Annotated in this window: 18 protein-coding genes; 6 read left to right on the forward strand and 12 right to left on the reverse strand. The window is 70.5% G+C overall.

What is annotated here, in order from left to right; all coding sequences use genetic code 11:
• Positions 1-12: 12 nt before the first annotated feature.
• Positions 13-774 carry a glucose 1-dehydrogenase gene (locus tag ABGB12_RS22375; protein ID WP_347680967.1) on the reverse strand — a complete coding sequence of 254 codons (762 nt, stop codon included), beginning with the start codon at positions 772-774 and terminating at the stop codon, positions 13-15.
• Positions 775-928: 154 nt separating this feature from the next.
• On the opposite strand from ABGB12_RS22375, the gene ABGB12_RS22380 reads away from it, so the two are divergent.
• Positions 929-1,504 carry a hypothetical protein gene (locus ABGB12_RS22380; protein ID WP_347680969.1) on the forward strand — a complete coding sequence of 192 codons (576 nt, stop codon included), beginning with the start codon at positions 929-931 and terminating at the stop codon, positions 1,502-1,504.
• A 9-nt stretch (positions 1,505-1,513) separates the two neighbouring features.
• Here ABGB12_RS22380 and ABGB12_RS22385 read toward each other — a convergent pair whose 3' ends face one another.
• The gene (locus tag ABGB12_RS22385; RefSeq protein ID WP_347680971.1) at positions 1,514-2,698 is read right to left on the reverse strand and encodes a lipase; all 1,185 of its coding nucleotides are present in this window, start codon (positions 2,696-2,698) and stop codon (positions 1,514-1,516) included.
• A 67-nt stretch (positions 2,699-2,765) separates the two neighbouring features.
• Positions 2,766-3,164, reverse strand: coding sequence for a hypothetical protein (locus ABGB12_RS22390; protein WP_347680973.1), 399 nt, complete (start codon positions 3,162-3,164; stop codon positions 2,766-2,768).
• Positions 3,165-3,479: 315 nt separating this feature from the next.
• Between ABGB12_RS22390 and ABGB12_RS22395 the strand changes: the two genes are divergently transcribed.
• The gene (locus ABGB12_RS22395; protein ID WP_347680975.1) at positions 3,480-3,704 is read left to right on the forward strand and encodes a hypothetical protein; all 225 of its coding nucleotides are present in this window, start codon (positions 3,480-3,482) and stop codon (positions 3,702-3,704) included.
• A 53-nt stretch (positions 3,705-3,757) separates the two neighbouring features.
• Here ABGB12_RS22395 and ABGB12_RS22400 read toward each other — a convergent pair whose 3' ends face one another.
• The 3 genes from ABGB12_RS22400 to ABGB12_RS22410 are packed head-to-tail and all read right to left on the reverse strand — an operon-like array spanning position 3,758 to position 6,061.
• The gene (locus tag ABGB12_RS22400) at positions 3,758-4,744 is read right to left on the reverse strand and encodes an ABC transporter permease (RefSeq protein ID WP_347680977.1); all 987 of its coding nucleotides are present in this window, start codon (positions 4,742-4,744) and stop codon (positions 3,758-3,760) included.
• Positions 4,741-5,631 (reverse strand): ABC transporter ATP-binding protein, encoded by an 891-nt coding sequence (locus ABGB12_RS22405; protein WP_347680979.1) that lies wholly within the window; start codon positions 5,629-5,631, stop codon positions 4,741-4,743. The genes ABGB12_RS22400 and ABGB12_RS22405 overlap by 4 nt, the downstream gene beginning before the upstream one ends.
• Before the next feature lies 1 nt (position 5,632).
• Positions 5,633-6,061, reverse strand: coding sequence for a GntR family transcriptional regulator (locus tag ABGB12_RS22410; protein ID WP_347680981.1), 429 nt, complete (start codon positions 6,059-6,061; stop codon positions 5,633-5,635).
• 136 nt (positions 6,062-6,197) lie between these two features.
• Here ABGB12_RS22410 and ABGB12_RS22415 point away from each other — a divergent pair, with 136 nt between their 5' ends.
• The 3 genes from ABGB12_RS22415 (at position 6,198) to ABGB12_RS22425 (ending at position 8,756) form a co-directional block, all read left to right on the forward strand.
• On the forward strand, positions 6,198-6,821 hold the full coding sequence (locus ABGB12_RS22415) for a TetR family transcriptional regulator (protein ID WP_347680983.1): 624 nt from the start codon (positions 6,198-6,200) through the stop codon (positions 6,819-6,821).
• The gene (locus ABGB12_RS22420) at positions 6,818-7,093 is read left to right on the forward strand and encodes a hypothetical protein (protein WP_347680985.1); all 276 of its coding nucleotides are present in this window, start codon (positions 6,818-6,820) and stop codon (positions 7,091-7,093) included. Before ABGB12_RS22415 ends, ABGB12_RS22420 begins: the two co-directional genes overlap by 4 nt.
• A 115-nt stretch (positions 7,094-7,208) precedes the next feature.
• A complete protein-coding gene (locus ABGB12_RS22425; RefSeq protein WP_347680987.1) occupies positions 7,209-8,756 on the forward strand; it encodes an alkaline phosphatase D family protein in 1,548 nt (515 codons plus the stop codon).
• On the opposite strand, the gene ABGB12_RS22430 is transcribed toward ABGB12_RS22425, so the two are convergent.
• The 4 genes from ABGB12_RS22430 to ABGB12_RS22445 all read right to left on the reverse strand — a co-directional run bounded on the left by ABGB12_RS22430 (position 8,753) and on the right by ABGB12_RS22445 (position 14,061).
• Positions 8,753-9,313: a tetratricopeptide repeat protein gene (locus tag ABGB12_RS22430; protein WP_347680990.1), complete on the reverse strand. Its 561-nt coding sequence runs from the start codon at positions 9,311-9,313 to the stop codon at positions 8,753-8,755. The two genes, ABGB12_RS22425 and ABGB12_RS22430, sit on opposite strands and share 4 nt — an antisense overlap.
• A 187-nt stretch (positions 9,314-9,500) precedes the next feature.
• Entirely contained in the window at positions 9,501-10,958 is a 1,458-nt protein-coding gene (locus ABGB12_RS22435) for an NYN domain-containing protein (RefSeq protein WP_347680992.1), read from the reverse strand.
• A gap of 223 nt (positions 10,959-11,181) precedes the next feature.
• Positions 11,182-13,524 carry a zf-HC2 domain-containing protein gene (locus tag ABGB12_RS22440; RefSeq protein WP_347680994.1) on the reverse strand — a complete coding sequence of 781 codons (2,343 nt, stop codon included), beginning with the start codon at positions 13,522-13,524 and terminating at the stop codon, positions 11,182-11,184.
• Positions 13,525-13,617: 93 nt separating this feature from the next.
• A complete protein-coding gene (locus tag ABGB12_RS22445) occupies positions 13,618-14,061 on the reverse strand; it encodes a hypothetical protein (protein WP_347680996.1) in 444 nt (147 codons plus the stop codon).
• A gap of 66 nt (positions 14,062-14,127) precedes the next feature.
• Here ABGB12_RS22445 and pyrE point away from each other — a divergent pair, with 66 nt between their 5' ends.
• Positions 14,128-14,661: an orotate phosphoribosyltransferase gene (gene pyrE, locus ABGB12_RS22450; RefSeq protein WP_347680998.1), complete on the forward strand. Its 534-nt coding sequence runs from the start codon at positions 14,128-14,130 to the stop codon at positions 14,659-14,661.
• Between the two features lie 102 nt (positions 14,662-14,763).
• On the opposite strand, the gene ABGB12_RS22455 is transcribed toward pyrE, so the two are convergent.
• A complete protein-coding gene (locus ABGB12_RS22455; RefSeq protein ID WP_347681000.1) occupies positions 14,764-15,174 on the reverse strand; it encodes a hypothetical protein in 411 nt (136 codons plus the stop codon).
• Between the two features lie 118 nt (positions 15,175-15,292).
• The gene (locus ABGB12_RS22460; RefSeq protein WP_347681002.1) at positions 15,293-15,955 is read right to left on the reverse strand and encodes a DedA family protein; all 663 of its coding nucleotides are present in this window, start codon (positions 15,953-15,955) and stop codon (positions 15,293-15,295) included.
• Between the last annotated feature and the right edge of the window lie 226 nt (positions 15,956-16,181).

Genomic DNA, 16,181 nt, shown 5'->3' on the forward strand with positions numbered 1-16,181 from the left:
TCGTTCCGCTCTTCATGGCATGCCTCCGTCGACTCGGAGGGTGGCGCCGCTGGTGTAGCTGGAGGCGTCGGAGATCAGATAGAGGACGGCTCCGACGATCTCGGCGGGCTTGCCGATGCGCTGGAGGGCGTGGGGGCGCACTCCCTCGGCGAGCCTCTCCTCGTCCCAGTCCTGGGTGGCCCGGGTGGCGAAGGGGCCGCACATCACGGTGTTGACGCGCACCTTCGGGCCCAGGGCCGGGGCGAGGCCCTCGGTGAGCGCGTTGAGGCCGGCCTTCGCCGCCGCGTAGGGCACGATCGCGGGGCGTGGCCGGATCGAGCCGGTGGAGCTGATGTTGACGATCGAGCCGCGGCCCGCCTCCGCCATACGTTCACCGGCCAGGACCGAGAGGCGGAACGGGCCTTTCAGGTTGAGGTTCACCACGGAGTCGAACAGCTTCTCCGTGACTTCCCCCAGCGAGTCGTACAGCGGGGACATGCCCGCGTTGTTGACCAGCGCGTCGAGCCTGCCGAAGCGGTCGTAGACGGCGTCGACCAGGCCGGGGAGCCGGTCCCAGCGGCCGATGTGCACGCCGTAGGGCATCGCGGCCCGGCCGGTGGCCTTCTCGATCTCCTCTGCCGTGGCCGCGCAGGCGTCGTGGTCGCGGCCGGCGACGACGACGTCGGCTCCGCACCGGGCGGCCGCGAAGGCCATCTCCCTGCCCAGCCCCCTACTGCCGCCCGTGATCAGGACGACCCGGTCCGTCAGGTCGAAGAGTTCGTCCGCGTATCCCATGGCCTCTCCCGCCCACTCCCCGGAGAATGATATTCTCCAATATCAGAATGCTAGTCTCCGCACGGGTGCGCCGACAAGGCCGCGCCCCGCGGACCCACCTCCTTCCCCTCTGGAAGCGGACGTTTCACGCTCCGCCGTCCGTACGATGATCTGCGTGGCAGGCCGCGACAAGAAGCAGAAGAAGCCGGGCGCCCAGAAGAAGGCCCAAGCGGCGCAGAAGACCCGGACGGCGCAGCGGGCACGAACGGTACGGCGGACCCGCCTGGCCGAACGCCCCGCATCCGCACCCGTACCCGCACCCAGCGGCCCCCGGTGGGTACCGGTCCTGATCCGCTCCCTCGTGGTCGTGGCCGCCGGCTACCTGGCCTCCCTCACCGCCGCCGTCTCCTTCTTCTCCGGCGTCATCCTGCTCACGGAGGAACCCACCCGGCCGTTCACCGGTGTCGCCATCCTCGCCGGAGGCACGCTCGCCGGCCCCCTGCTCCTCTACTACGGCGCGGCGAAGCTGACGGCCCGCTCCTCAGAGCTCACCCGCACCCCCAAGGGCCGTGTTCTCTGGTCCCTCGCCGCCTACGCTCTGACCGCCCTGCTCACGGTGCTCCTCGACTTCCAGTTCGCGCCGTTCCCCCTGGCCGCCGTCCCCGCGGCCTTCATCATCGGCAAGCGCACGTTCCAGGCCGCCCTCATCTCCTGCGCCGTCCTGGCCTGCGCCGTCCCGCTCCTCTGGTGAAGAGGCCCGTCAGCCCTGGAACAGCTTCTTCACGAAGGGCACGGTGTCCTTGAGCGAGGTCGAGAGCGTGCCGCTGTGGTCGGTGGAATAGGTCTTGAAGGTGAGGGGCTGGCGGTTGGCCTTCAGGACGCCGGCGTAAACAAGGGTGGCGGGGATGGGGACGTCCGTGTCCTCGAGGCCGTGGGCCATGAAGAAGGGCTTGTCGAAGCCTGATTCCGGCATGGCCATGTAGGCGCGGACGGTCTGCTCGAAGTTCGGCAGGGCCGCCAGGGGGCGGGTGAAGTAGTCGCCCACGTTGACGCCTTCCAGCTGCTCCTCGAACCCGAAGACGCATGCGGTCTCGGCCAGGTCCAGGTATTCGCGGCCCGTGGGGGTGAGGATGCCGTCGATTCCCAGCTCCGGGTGGGCGTACCTGAGGCTCGTGAAGATGTAGGTGAGGTAGGCGGTCAGCCCTGCGGGCAGGGGCACCGGCGGGACCTTCGGGGCTATGGGCAGGAGGTATTTCTCGATGTAGGCCGGGGTTCCGGTGCCTACAGCGCCTCGATAGTCGAGGACGCCGCCGCCGAACTCGGTGGCGTAACGGGCGGTGTAGATGGAGGCTCCGGCACCCTGGGACTGGCCGATGGTGACCCACCTACGGGCGAGCCGTTCGGATCGAGGCAGGTGTCGCCTGGCGAAGTTCCGCCCTGCCAGCACCATGTCGACGACGTTGTACGCGGTCGTCTTTCCGTCCAGGTACGCGTGCAGTCCGGGGGTTCCCAGGCCGGCGTAGTCGCTGGCGACGATCGCATACCCCTGCCGCATCCAGGCGGCCAGGTACTTCCAGTCGCGTTCCGGCAGGGCGGGACCGGTACGGGAAGGAGCACATGAATCGTCCAGGCCGGACGTGCCGTGGGCCCAGGAGACCACCGGCCAGCCTCCCTCAGGGGCCCTTCCTCGGGGGACGAACACCGTGCCGGTGCTGTGGGCCTTCCGCCCGAACGCGTTCATCGTCACGTAGGTGAGCACGAAGGCCTTGCCCGTCGTCTCGGGGATCCACAACGACCGGTCAAGCGGCGCCCACGACACCACGGTTCCGCGCGGATTCCGGGGCTCCTCCGCCGAAGCCGGCCGCACCGGGGACAGCGCCCCGGCCACCAGAGCCGAGAGGACCGCCAGGGTCAGAACCCGGCTCTTCGAGGACCGAACTCTCATGCGAGCCTCCGTCGACCGCACGGTGCCTGTGGAAGGACCGTACAACGGGCGGCTCCGCCGATCCATGTCAGTTCTGGACGGAAGGTCCGGGCCGGTCCTGCCGGACGGCGCGGAGCACGGCCGCCGTGGCTCCCGTCGTGGCGAGCATGCCGCCCACGACCATGGTCGCGCCGACCGCCCACAGGCCGCTGCCGTCGTCGGACCAGTCCACGACGACGGCCAGCGCCATGCCGAACGTCGGGGCCAGGACCGCCGCCCAGTAGCGGCGGGAAAGGGCGGTCGCCACGACCAGGGCGGCCAGCACGACCACCAGCCCCGCCACCTGCCACGGCTCGTAGGGGCCGCTGACGCTGCCGTCGGGGTGCTCGTCGTACTTCTGGTCCCAGCCGAGCCAGGCCATCCAGTTCAGGACCGTCACCGTCGCCACCGCGAGCCAGGCACCGAGGTTCTTCATCACATCGCTCATGGTTCGAGAATTCCGCTCACAACCGTTCCCCGGCAGCGCCGGGATACTCAATCGACCCTGAGTACCCGAACTTTCAAAAAAAAGATGTTGACACCAAGGCGAGCACGGATGTTATCGTCTTGGGCATGGAGATCTGATTCTTACGGGTTGAGCACAGCGCCTGCGTGGCACGCGGGCCCGCTCCCCTCCTCATCTCGCCCACAACACCTGCACCGTCGGCGTCCGGGAACGTCCGCGTCCGGTGCGGAACCCTTTTTCTTCTTTTCACTTCAATGCTCTGCCGTCCTTTCCGGCGGGCACGGAGGTCTTTTCTTCATGCGCGAGAACAGCCGAATTCAGCAACCCCAGAACATCACCATTCCCGGTTTCGAGAGCTCGCAGGAGGCTGCTTTGCCCGCCAAGAACAACAAGAAGTCCGGCCGCAAGTCCCTGTTGAAGGGGACCGACCAGCGGTCCGCCGCCCTGGGCCGGAACTCCCTGGGCCGCAACAACGCCCGCAAGCTGCCGACCCGCCAGATGAACAACCGCGGAGGCCGCTGACACGCCGCACGGCGCGTGCCGCCGGACCGTGCGGTCCGGCGGCACGCGCCGCCTCAGGCGAGGGTGCGGAGGCGGCGGAGGGCCAGGGCGACCAGCAGCGCGGTGAGCGCCAGGAAGACGCCCGTCTCGATGCCCTGGAACAACCAGAAGCGGTCGCCGGGCTGGTAGAGCTCCCAGTTGTGGGCGCCGGCGCCGAACGACTGGATATCGCGGCTGCACAACGAGTCGGTTGCAGGGCAGGGGCCGATCCTGGCGTCCGCCATGACGAGGTTTCCGGCCCCGTCTCGGATGCCGTGGGCCTGGTTCCAGTTCCCCGAGGCGGGATTGGGGCTCATGTCCATCTCCCCCAGTGCGTACGTCAGGTTCTTGGGCGGTAGGTAGCGGGGCCTGGCCAGCAGCTCGACGCCGACGCGGACGACGGCGAAACCGGCGAGGGCCACGCCCATCGCGGGCAGCACCTTGCGCCAGTGAGTCCCGGCGAAGATGCCCAGTGCCACCGCGAACAGGGTGTAGGCGACGGGCACGACGCCCTGTACGTCGAAGGCCAGGTACTCCATGCGGGAGCCGATCGCGGCCACCAGCGGGGTGAACCACCAGGAGACGCCCAGCGCGTACACCACCGCCACCAGCAGGGTGAAGCCGCCGATCAGCCCGAACTTGGCCAGCGCCCAGCGGGTGCGGCTGACGCCCTGCGTCCACACGAACCGGTGAGTGCCCTGCTCCAGTTCCCTGGCGACCAGGGGTGCGCCGAAGAAGACGCCGACGAAGACCGGCAGGATCACGAACAGGACCGCGACGAAGGCCAGGCTGCTGTACTTCTCCTGGAAGGCGTGGGCCAGTTCCTGGCATTCAACGACGTCCGGCGTCGGCTTGATCAGCGAGGCGGTGCCCAGCCCGTCCAGGCAGGCCTTCAGGCCGGTGTCCTTGAACCGCCCGTGCATCGCCAGGCCGGTGGGCACGAGGATCGCCGCCAGCGCGGCCAGGGCGATCAGCGTGTACAGCACTTCCTTGCGGTGCTGCCTCCAGGTCAGCCAGATCACGCGGTCACCTCCCAGGCCGTCTCCACCTCGTGGCTCTCGGCGTCGGCCAGGTACGCCAGGACGAGGTCCTCCAGGTTCACCTCGTGCTCGGTCCATCCGGGAGCCGGGGCGGGCAGCGCCCGGGAACGCACCAGGAGGGTGGACTGGCGTTCGGTGTGCGCGGCGCGGACCACTTTCTCCACCCCGTCCGGTGTCGCGGCGTCACGCGGCCCGACCAGGAGGCGGTGCCCGTCCAGCAGTTCGTCGACGGGTCCGGACAACTGGACGTGCGCGGTCTGCAGGACGATCAGGTGGTCGCAGGTGCGTTCCAGCTCCGACAGCAGGTGCGACGAGAACAGCACGGTGGTCTCGCTCTCGGCGACCGCGCCCATCAGCGCCTGCATGAACTCCCGGCGGGCGAGCGGGTCGAGGGCGGCGACGGGCTCGTCCAGCAGCAGGAGCCGCGGCCGTTTGGCCAGCGCCAGGGCGAGCGCCACCTGCGCGCGCTGCCCGCCGGAGAGCTTGCCGGCCGGCCTGTCCGGCGGGATGTTCAGCGCGGCCAGCCGGTCGCGGGCGAGCGCGGCGTCCCAGCGCCGGTTGAGCCTGCCGCCGAGCGAGATGAGCTCGCGCGCGGTGAAGTCCCGGTACAGCGGGGTGTCCTGGGCGACGAATCCGATCTCGCCGAGCACCTCGGGGCCGCCCTGCGACTCCTTGCCGAACACGCGCACCCGTCCGGAGTCGGGCTTCAGCAGCCCGACGGCCAGGTGCAGCAGCGTGCTCTTGCCCGCGCCGTTCGGTCCGACGAGCGCGGCGACCCGTCCGGCGGGCAGATGGAACGAGCAGTCCTGCAACGCCCAGGTCCGCCCGTAGCGCTTGCCCAGTCCCTCCGCCTCCAGAGCCTGTTCCATCTCACGCTCCCCTGCTGTCGGCGGGTGCCGCGAGGTCCTGCGGCGCCGGAGGCTCGAAGTCGGCCCGTATCGTCGTGTCGATCAGGGCGGCGATGTCCTCTCGTGACAGCCCCGCCTCCCGCGCCTTGCGCAACCAGGCCACCAGTTCCTCCCTCAGCTCTCCCTGGTTGGCCAGAGACGGCCCGGCGAGGGTGTTCACGACGAACGTCCCCACTCCCGGCCGTCCCTCGGCCAGCCCCTCCAGCTCCAGTTCCCGGTAGGCCTTGTGCACCGTGTTCGGGTTGATGGCCAGTGTCTGCGCCACCTCCCGCACCCGCGGCAACTGGTCTCCCGGCCGCAGCAACCCCACCCGCAACGCCTGTTTCACCTGGAGGACGAGTTGCATGTACGTCGCGACCCGCGACCGCCCGTCCAGCACGAATTCGATCATCGGCATCCCGTCCTGTTGTCCTACGACATTAGAACAACATGCCGAGATCTTCCCCGCAAGCCGAAAGGCGGAATTGAGCGACCGCTCAAAACGGCCTACGCTCTCGGTTGAGCGATCGCTCAACTGAGAGGCGGAGATGGCTGCGGATACCAGGGAAAAGCTGGTCAGAGGCGCTTTGGAGACGTTGCGCACGCACGGTATAGCGGGGGCTTCCGCACGGCGCATCGCCGCGGCCGCCGGAGTGAACCAAGCCCTGGTGTTCCATCACTTCGGCAGTGTTCACGGCCTGCTGACCGCCGCCTGCGAGTTCGGGGCCCGCGAGCAGGTGGACGCCTACCGCGCCCGATTCCAGCGCGTGCGGTCACTCACCGAACTCCTGGAACTGGGCCGGACGATCCGGGCCGACGAGCGGACCGACCTCGCGATGCTCGCCCAACTCCTGGCCGGAGCCCAGGCCGCCCCGGAACTCGTCCCCGCGACGGCGGCGGGGCTGGCACTGTGGGCCGAAGAGATCGAAGGAGTGCTGCACCGTGTTCTGGCCGCCACTCCCCTGGCCGAGTTCGTCGACGTCGGAGGGCTGGCCCGCGCCGTCACCGCCGCCTTCATCGGACTCGACCTCTATGAGGGCGTCGACCAGAAGGAGGCCGAGCGAGCCGTCGCCTCCCTGGAACAACTCGGCCGCCTGCTCACCGTCCTGGAGGACCTCGGTCCCGTCACCCGGCTGGCCATCCGCACCCAGCTCCGCCGGAGCACCCGATGAGCGACAGATGCGGCGTCTGCCTCACCGTCCACGAACCGGGCGCCGGCCACGAGAAGCCAAGCGCGTCCGGCCTGCTGCTCGCACGGGTGATCGGCCTGTGCGCGGCAGGCGCCATCTCCTGCTGGAGCATCCCCGTCTCGCTGGTCTGGGGCGGCATGCTCCTCTCGGAGGGCTTCCCCTCGACTGTTCTCGCAGCGGTCATCCTGCCGACGGGAGTGGTCGCCGTCCCCGTGGCCTTGCTCTACGGGGTACTCGCCTTCACCCGAGGATGACGTCGAAGACGAGACATGTGGACGAGAAGGCAGGATTTCCGGTGTGATGTCAGGCATGACGGCAGCTTTGGTGCTTGGGCCACTCCTCCGGAACGTCACGGAGCAGACGGCGACCGTGTGGGTGGAGACGACCGAGGCCTGTGAGGTGAGCGTGCTCGGGCGGACCGAGCCGACGTTCGCGGTGCACGGGCACCACTACGCCCTGGTGGACGTGGAAGGCCTGGAGGCCGGCAGCACCACGCCCTACGAGGTGCTGCTGGACGGCAAGAAGGTGTGGCCGCAGCCGGGAAGCGAATTCCCGCCGAGCGTGATCCGGACGGTCGACCCGTCACGGCCCGCGCGGGTGGCGTTCGGATCGTGCCGGGTCTCGCCCGCCTCACAGGAGACGCACGGGATAGACGCGCTCAGCGCCTTCGCCCACGAGCTCAAGAACGGCGCCGAGCCGCCGACCGTCCTGACGATGATCGGCGACCAGGTCTACGCCGACGCCACCGGCGAGCGCATGCGCGACTTCATCAAGGGGCGGCGCGACATCCGCAGCGGAGCCGGAGAGGAGATCGCCGACTTCGAGGAGTACACCGAGCTGTACCGGCTGGCCTGGGTGACCGACCCCGCCGTCCGCTGGCTGTTCTCGACCGTGCCGGTCTACAGCATCTTCGACGACCACGACGTCCGGGACGACTGGAACACCTCCTACGTCTGGCGCCAGTGGGTGGCCGAGCAGTCCTGGTGGAAGTCGCGGATCGTCGGCGGGCTCGCCTCGTACTGGGTCTACCAGCACCTGGGCAACCTCACCCCGGAGGAGCGCCGCAAGGACACGCTCTACCAGCAGGTCAAGGAGGCCGACGACGGCGGCGCGCTCCTCGACGAGTTCGCCGAGCGGGCCGACCTCGAACCCTCGACGGCCCGCTGGTCCTTCCGTATCGACCTCGGCGGCACCCGGGTCGTCGTCATCGACACCAGGGCGTCGCGGCTGCTGACCGAGACCCGCCGCGCGATGCTCGACGACAGCGAGCAGGCATGGGTCGACGAGCAGCTCACCGGGGACGTCGACCAGCTCATCGTCGCCACTTCACTGCCGTTCCTGCTGCCGCCGGTCATCCACCACGCCGAGGCCTGGAACGAGAAGATCGCGGCAGGCGGACGCAGGAACGACCACACCAGGAACGGTTTCGGGGAGAAGCTCCGCCAGGCCATCGACCTGGAGCACTGGGCCGCGTTCGGGGAGAGCTTCGAGGCCGTCGCCAAGGCCGTCACCGAGGTGGCGCGCGGGCAGCGCGGACGGGCGCCCGAGCACATCTCGTTCCTCGGCGGCGACGTGCACTACAGCTATCTGGCGCGGGTGAAGGGGCTGCCGATCAACCAGATCGTCTGCTCGCCCTTCCGCAACCCGCTGGGCGCGAAGTTCCAGTGGGCCAACCGGCTGGCGGCCATGGTGTGGGGGAACATCCCCGCGCGGCTCGTCGCCAAGACCGCGCGGGTGCCCCGGCCGCCACTGCGCTGGCGGCTCACCGACGGACCCTGGTTCGACAACGCGATCGCGACGGTCTCGCGGGACGAGGTGGTGTGGCAGGCCCCGTCCGCTCCGACCGCCCTGACCGAGCTGCACCGGGCTCCGTTGGACTACAGGCGGACGCGCAAGGCGTCCGCGCGAACGCGCTAGGCGTCGAGCAGGGCGTCGTACTCGTCCTCGGGCCGGCCCAGATCGACCCGGGCGCGGAAGCGCAGGCGCAGCAGCCCCTCGAGGCTGTCGCTCGCGTCTCCGCGCTCGTGTTCGGGCAGGTCGAGCACGAGGTCGGCGCCCAGGGTGGCCCAGGTGTGCGCTCCCAGCAGGTCGCCGTACTCGTAGAGCACCTCGGCGACGCTGCGGTAGACCTCCGGATCGCTGGGCCTGCTGTCCCTGACCTGTGCCAGCAGGTCCAGCGCCCCGGCCTGGTCGCCCAGCTTCAGCAGGGCGTCGGCCAGGTAGACCCGGGGGTCTCCGTACACCTCGCCGCCGTCTTCGATGGCCTCGCGGTACACCTCCGCGGCGCGCGCGTGGTCACCGGCGTGCTGGAACTGCTCACCGGCCCTGAGCAGCACCTTGGCCCGGGAGACGCCTCCGGCTCCGGTGGCCTTGTCCGCCAGCTCCGCGAGCCGCATCGCTGCCGCCCGGTGCTGTCCCGTCCGCAGGCCGTCGAACTCCAGATCGTCGAGATCGGCTTCGGTCACGTGGATCACGGCTATGACGTTACCCGCGAGTCGCCCCCGAAACCGGAGAAATCCTCAAGATCGTCTAAACCCGCGCCAACAGCGAGCATGTTTCGGCGCCCTCCCCGAAACTCCGTCACCCCGCTCCTCAGCGGTCTCGACGCGGAGGGGCCACGCGGCGGGCGCGCCGGGGCGCGAGCGGGCGGTCCGGGAGTGGTCAGCGGCGGGCGCGCTCCAGGGCGTCCCAGAAGCCGCGGCGGAGGGCGTGGCGCACCTCGTCGTGGAGGAGGAAGTCGATGGGCAGGGCGGAGCCCTGCAGGAGGCGGGCCTCCAGATCGGAGGGCATGCGGGGTTTGCGGGCCAGGACGGCTTCGAGCCAGAGGGCCGGGGCGTCCCTGGCGACCGACTCGCCGAAGTCCTGGCCTTCGGAGTGGGCGGCCTGGACGGCGTCCGACAGGGACGGGGCCGCCTGGGAGGCGCGGGTCTGGGGGACCAGGGAGTTCGGGCTGGTGTAGGAGCCGTACTGGGGCGGCGCTGGAGGGGAGGCCGGAGGCTGGGCGGCGGGAGGCGTCAGCGGGTAGGCGGGAAGGCCGCCGGTGCCGGTGCTGGTGGGGCTGGTGAAGGACGACTGCGCCGGAAGCGGCAGCGCGGGGGACGTCGAGGTCGGGGAGTACGACGGGGTGGAGGTCGGCCCTGCGGACGCGGTGGAGGACGAGCCGAACGACGGGACGGAGGTCGGGCCCGTGGACGAGGACGAGCCGAACGACGGGACGGGAGTCGGGCCCGTGGACGAAGACGAGGACGAGCCGAACGACGGGCTCAGGTAGCTCGGCTGCGACAGCTCCTGCGAGCTGTAGGGATCCTGCGTGCTGTAGGGATCCTGCGTGCCGTATGTGTCCTTCGAGCCGAAGGTCAGACCGTTCAGCACCGAGGGCGCGCCGCTGATGGGGGCCGAGAGCTGCGAGACCGCGGCGGGGGCCGCGGACGGTGAGGTGAGCGGGGATGCCGACGGCGGAGAGGCGTGGCTCGCCGACGGGGAGTGCACGCTGTCCTGCAGCGCCGCCAGCGGAGAGGAGCCGGTGGTGGTGCCGTGGCCGTTGGACAGCGGCGACGGGCCGGTGTCATGCGCGCGGTCCAGGCCCGACAGGAGGCTGACGTACGGGCGGAGCTGGCCCGCGCCGAGTTCGACGAGGTCGTCGCACTCCTGGCGCAGCAGCCGGGAGATCGTCCAGTTGCCGTCGGCCGTGACGTGCACGATGGTGACGCGGACGCCGAGGTCCTGGGCGTCGCACAGCACGCCCACGAGGTCCTCGTCGCCGCTGATGACGACGGCGTCGGAGATGGCGTGGTTGCGGGCCAGGGTCAGCAGGTCGCGGTGCAGTTCGGTGTCGACGCCGTCCCGGCGGCCCGGGCGGCTCCGGCCCAGCCGCAGCTTCAGCCCGGGGAGGTCGGCCAGCGCCTCGTGCTCGGGGCCGCGTCTGCCCTCGACCGTGGACTCGTACCAGTAGCAGCGCAGCAGCGGCAGCCCGGAATGTTCCCTCGCCAGTTCGCCCAGCCGCTTGAGCAGCCCGTCGAAGTCCCAGGAGACCTGTTCGCGATGCCGGGTTCCGTGCACCGCGACGGCGCCGTCCGACAGCAGGTAGCCGGCGTCTATGAACAGCGCACAGCGATCCACGAGAACACCGAACCTCTCGACCCTGGGGTAGCTCTAGCGTAGTGAAAGCCACTCGTGCCGTATGCCGTTCCGGCGACTCGCCATCCTTCACTGCGCACAGAACGTACGCAAGAGCCCGGAGACGGGCAGAGTGACGCAGGTAACTGTCAGCGCGGACGTTACCAGTCGTTCTGGTCTGTCCGTAATGAGTTCACATCATCTTTACAGAGAATCTCGATACCGGTCAGCGGCGAGAGGGTGCCGTTATCGTTACCACCCCCACCATCGCGGTGTCGGCCGTGGACACGACCTCCAGCACGGACGGATCGGCCAGCTCCGCCCGGTAGGACAACAGGTCCATGCCGAAGGAGAGGTTCCTGCCCCCCTCCGTCAGCGCGCCGGTGAACGCGTTGGGCGAGCTCAGCGGACTGCCGTCGAGCAGCACCCTGTCCCCGGCGCGGGCGGCGTCCCCCTCCCAGGCCAGCAGGCCGATCCGGGCGGGGCCGCCGGGCGGAAGGCCGCCCAGCGGGACGCGCAGCCGCGTCGCGCCGCCGTCGCCGAGCAGCCGGGCGCCGTCGAGCACCGCCGTCCTGCCCGGCTCCGCCCGCGGATCGTCGGAGACGACCACCAGGCTCCAGCCCGCGTACGCGCCGGGCCCGGTGAGCGCGGGTACGTCGGCCACCCACCAGCGCCCCCCGCCCCGCCTCGCCTGCCGCACCTGCGCGGTGACCTCGGCGAACGCCTGGTAGGCCTGGCTCTCCGGCAGGTTCACCCGTTCCACCCAGGACGCCTCGACCGTCCGGTATCCCCCGGAGGGGCCTCGCAGCCTGGCGGTGTACTCCTGCCGGACCCGCCCTTCGGCGTCCCGGCCGCCGTTCTCCGGTTCCGTCGTCCCCGACCAGTAGAGCCCGGCCCAGCGCACCCGGCCCGGCGGCTCCAGCACCGCCGGGCTGGAACTTCGGGTGTCGTCGGCACCGTCGAGGTCGAGCCGGCCCATCTCCCACTGGTCGTTGTCGAGCCGCACTCCCCTGCGCTGCCGGGCTGACCCGCACTCGGGCTCCCGGTCCGGGCAGCTCAGCAGCACGTTGCCGGTCATGGTGACGCTCACCCGGCCGTCGGTGACGAACCGGGCGGGCAGCCCTGACGCGCTCACCCCGGTCGAGGCGCGGTCCCGGATCCCGGACCCGGCGAGCGTGACCGAGGGCGACGTCCCCGGATCGGCGGTCGGGGCCACGGCGACGGGGAGATGGGCCGACGCGCCGGCCCCCGGAGGGAGCGGGGCGTGGAAGCAGCGCAGCGCTCGCTCCGCGAGCCGGCACGACCAGCCTCCGTCCACGGAGCCCGACGGACCGGCGCCGAGCCATGCCGCACCGGGTGGCAGCGACGCGTCCGCCACCACCTCGCCGGACGGGACGGCCCCCTCGTTGCGCACCGTGAGGACGACGATGCCGGTCCGGCCGGGTACCAGCGCGCCCACCGTCCCGATGTCCGCCCTCAGCCCCGGCGGCGTCCGCGACTGCACGGACCGCGGCGAGACGGGCGGCGCCGGCCCGGGGGAAAGCGTGCGGGCCGGTCGTCCCGTCCTTTCCACCCGGTCCGTCTGCGCCTTCCGGGAGGGCGAACGCATCGGGCGCTCCGGCTCGGGAGCCGCCGCCCCCGGCGCCTCTCCCCGAAGCGCCGGAGGCGGGGACCCGTCCACCGGCCAGACGAGCAGGCCGACCGCGAGCACGGCGGCCACCGCCCCGGCCACCGCCCCCTTTCGCCTCCCGAGGGACGACCGCCACCACCACGCCGCCAACGCCGCGCCCGCCCACCGGAACGGCAGGCCGACCCCCCTGGGCACCAGGTAGGCCGATGCCGCGGTGCCCAGCACGAGGGCCGCTACGTCCGGCAGCCTGCCGTCGACCTCCTTGAGATCGGCGGCCACCGTCCGGCAGCGCGCGCACCCCCGCAGATGGCTCCGTACCCGCGCGGCCTCGTGGTCCCCCAGACCGCCCCGCAGGTACGTGCGGACCCTGCCGAGCACCGGACGGCACCCCGGCGACAGTTCCCCGGCCAGGTGCAACTGCAGGTACGACTGCCTGAGCCCCTCCTTGGCCCGCTGCGCCAGCGCGGTGACGCCGTCGGCGCCGATTCCGAAGAGCGGCGGCACCCGGCCCGGGCCCTCCCCCTCGACCGCGGTGTGCCACAGCACCGCCCGCCACCGCTCGGGCAGTGAGAGGTACGCCTGGACCATCGGCCTGCCCTCCAGCCCGGGCAGGGCAGGATCGACGAAGGGGACGTCCGGGTCGAAGGTCTCGCGTTCGGTGTCCCGGTGCCCGGCGACCGTCCGGCGCAGGGCGGTGAGCAGGAAGGGGCGGAAGGCGTCGGACGGGCCGCCGCCTTGCAGCAGGATCTCGAACACCCCGACGAAGGCCCCGGCCACCGCGGCCTCGGCCTCGGCCCGGCCGCGGGTCAGCAGCCCCGCCAGCCGCAGCGCCGCGCGTCCGTGCCGTTCACGGAGCACGGAGTAGGCCTCGTCATCACCTTCTCTGACCCTTGTGATGAGGACGGCATCACCCTGCACCGGCCTCGCGTGCTCACCCATGGAAACCCCTTTGCCCACGCCTGAACGTAACCTATTGGCTACCGAGGGTCGCCGGGGCGGATTCCACAAAGCGTTCTTCCGGTGAGGCCTTTTTCAGAGGTCATCGATCAGCCTCCGCAGCGCGGGCGCGAGCTCCCCCGCCTCGGCCGTCCGCCAGGCCCGCAGCCGCGCCGCGTCCAGCCGCGGGTCCCCCGGCGAGGTTGCCAGGTAGCCGCACGGGGCGTCCGGCCAGTCCCCGGCCGGGACGGGAAGCTCCGCGTCGACGAAGACGTACCCGCCGACCAGCCGGTGCGCTGCCCGCTGCGCGCCCCCGAGCGCCGGCAGCGCCGGGCCCGCCGCGCCGTGCGCCACCAGGACCAGCGGCGTCCGCGGATCCGCGGCGCCGATCTGCAGCGCGGCCCCCGCCACGTACCGGGGCCCCGACTCCGGGGAGTCCCGGGGATCGGGCACCAGAAGGCCGTACCCGAAGGCGCGCAGTTCGTCGTGCAGCCTGCCGGACGGAGGGAAACCGAGGAGAACGAGTGTGCCGGGCGTCATACCGCCATCGTTACAGCTCCGCGGGATGCGTGACGCCTCCCGGCGACAGGGTCCTAGGGTTGGAGGGTGAGCGATCGCGATGAGCTGCTGAAAGAGATCAAGACGAAGGCCGTGGTGCACGGCGACTTCACCCTGTCGTCGGGACGGAAGGCGTCCTTCTACGTGGACCTGAGGCGGGTGACCCTGGACGGGCTGGCGGCGCCGCTCGTCGGCCGGGTGATGCTCGACCTGACCACCGACCTGGGCTACACGGCCGTGGGCGGGCTGACGCTGGGGGCGGACCCGGTGGCCACCGCGATGCTGCACGCGGCGGCGGCCCGGGGACAGCACCTGGACGCTTTCGTGGTGCGCAAGGCCGCCAAGCAGCACGGGATGCAGCGGCGGATCGAGGGCCCGGACATCGCCGGGCGGCGGGTGCTCATCGTGGAGGACACCTCCACGACCGGCGGGTCTCCGCTGACCGCCGTGGAGGCGGCCCGGGAGGCGGGGGCGACGGTCGTCGGCGTGGCGACCGTGGTGGAACGCAGCGCGGCCCAGCCGATCACGGAGGCGGGGCTGGAGTACCGGTACGCCTACGACCTCGAGGCCCTGGACCTCTGATCTTCGGGAGCCCGGCCGAGAACCTCCGGCCGGGCCGGAATACTCCCGGCTCAGCCGACGACGCTGTTTTGTCGGCTCAGCCGACGACGCTGTTTTGTCGGCTCAGCCGACGACGCTGGGCTTGCCCTCGATGAACTGGATGCTGAGGTTCTTCCTGGCCGGGAGCGGGAAGCGCTTGCCGGCCACGGACATCTTGACAGCCGAGGAGTCGCCGATCGTCAGGTCCAGGTCTTTCCAGATGATGTTGCGGATGTCGCCCTCGGTGGCCTGACCCGTCCAGTAGACCTTGCCGTTGTTGGGTGCGGCGGCGAAGATCTCGACGTCCTTGACGATCTCGATCCTGGCGTAGACACCGTCGTTCGGCTCGTTGCCGCGGGCCTGCTGGGGTTGGGCGGCCGCGGTCTCGGAGTTCGTGCCGGGGGCATCGGACTCCGACTGCAGGGAGCTCACCAGCGCCATACCGCCGACCACGACCAGGGCCATGACCAGGGCCACGGCCGCTCCGATGATCACGATACGTGCAAGACCCTGAGGGTCATTTCGGTGACGTCCCACGGGCCTGAGGGTATCGACACAAAGACAGCGCGGCGACCGGTATGACCGATCAGCGGTCGATAAACCTATCCGTTACCTACTGTCCGAGACGCTTGGTTTCGGTCCTCCCTTTCAGGACCTCGCGCACGATCGGGATCACCGAGAGCACCAGGATCACCACGACGCCCGGCAGGATGTACCTGTCGATGTTCGGCACCGAGGCGCCCAGGTAGTGGCCGAGCAGGAACAGCGAGTCGCACCAGATGACCGCGCCGATGGAGTTCCAGACGAAGAACCGCTTGGCGTCCATGCCGAGCATGCCGGCCAGCGGGTTGAGGAACGTCCGGACGATCGGGACGAACCGCGCGATCACCACGGCCTTCTCCGGGCCGAAGCGGTTGAAGTAGTACTCGGCCTTCTCCACCCACTCCTTGCGGAAGATCTTGGAGTCCGGCCGGTCGAACAGCTTGCGCCCGTATTTGGCCCCCAGCCAGTGCCCGAGCTGCGCGCCTGTGATGGCGGCGATCGGCCCTCCGATCAGCAGCACGGGCAGGGAGATCTGCTGGAACTCGACGCCGTTGAGCTCGTTCACCGCGGTGAGGATGCCGGCGGTGAACAGCAGGGAGTCTCCGGGGAGGACGCACCCGAAGAGCAGTCCGGTCTCGGCGAAGATGATCGCCAGCACACCGATCGCAGCGAACGCGCCGAAGAGTCCGAGCCAGTACTCGGGGCTCAGCGGGGTGGAGGCAAGAAGATGCACGAAGTGAGCCTATCCAGAGCATGCGCCGGTCGAGCTCGACTTCGCCGGGAAAAGCGACCAGCAGCGCAAAGAGGACATCCGTCCGAAATAACCCAGAGTGGCCCAAGTTGGCCTAAGCGTCGGGGACGCGCTGGTGAGGGCACCGGCAGGCAGAGCCCCGGTCCAAGGGCGAACCGGCGATACGAGATAGTAAGGACTGAGGCAGACCATCGCCGCACCCTCCTGC

It is taken from the genome of Actinocorallia sp. B10E7 (assembly GCF_039871655.1).
In the GTDB taxonomy this organism is placed as follows: domain Bacteria; phylum Actinomycetota; class Actinomycetes; order Streptosporangiales; family Streptosporangiaceae; genus Actinocorallia.

Bases quoted from the DNA above. Each gene is read 5' to 3' on its own strand.
- ABGB12_RS22445 (WP_347680996.1), bottom strand. From the start codon at position 14,061: ATGACGCCCGGCACACTCGTTCTCCTCGGTTTCCCTCCGTCCGGCAGG.
- ABGB12_RS22395 (WP_347680975.1), top strand. From the start codon at position 3,480: ATGCGCGAGAACAGCCGAATTCAGCAACCCCAGAACATCACCATTCCC.
- ABGB12_RS22385 (WP_347680971.1), bottom strand. From the start codon at position 2,698: ATGAGAGTTCGGTCCTCGAAGAGCCGGGTTCTGACCCTGGCGGTCCTC.
- ABGB12_RS22405 (WP_347680979.1), bottom strand. From the start codon at position 5,631: ATGGAACAGGCTCTGGAGGCGGAGGGACTGGGCAAGCGCTACGGGCGG.
- ABGB12_RS22440 (WP_347680994.1), bottom strand. From the start codon at position 13,524: ATGGGTGAGCACGCGAGGCCGGTGCAGGGTGATGCCGTCCTCATCACA.
- ABGB12_RS22410 (WP_347680981.1), bottom strand. From the start codon at position 6,061: ATGATCGAATTCGTGCTGGACGGGCGGTCGCGGGTCGCGACGTACATG.
- ABGB12_RS22415 (WP_347680983.1), top strand. From the start codon at position 6,198: ATGGCTGCGGATACCAGGGAAAAGCTGGTCAGAGGCGCTTTGGAGACG.
- ABGB12_RS22420 (WP_347680985.1), top strand. From the start codon at position 6,818: ATGAGCGACAGATGCGGCGTCTGCCTCACCGTCCACGAACCGGGCGCC.
- ABGB12_RS22390 (WP_347680973.1), bottom strand. From the start codon at position 3,164: ATGAGCGATGTGATGAAGAACCTCGGTGCCTGGCTCGCGGTGGCGACG.
- ABGB12_RS22375 (WP_347680967.1), bottom strand. From the start codon at position 774: ATGGGATACGCGGACGAACTCTTCGACCTGACGGACCGGGTCGTCCTG.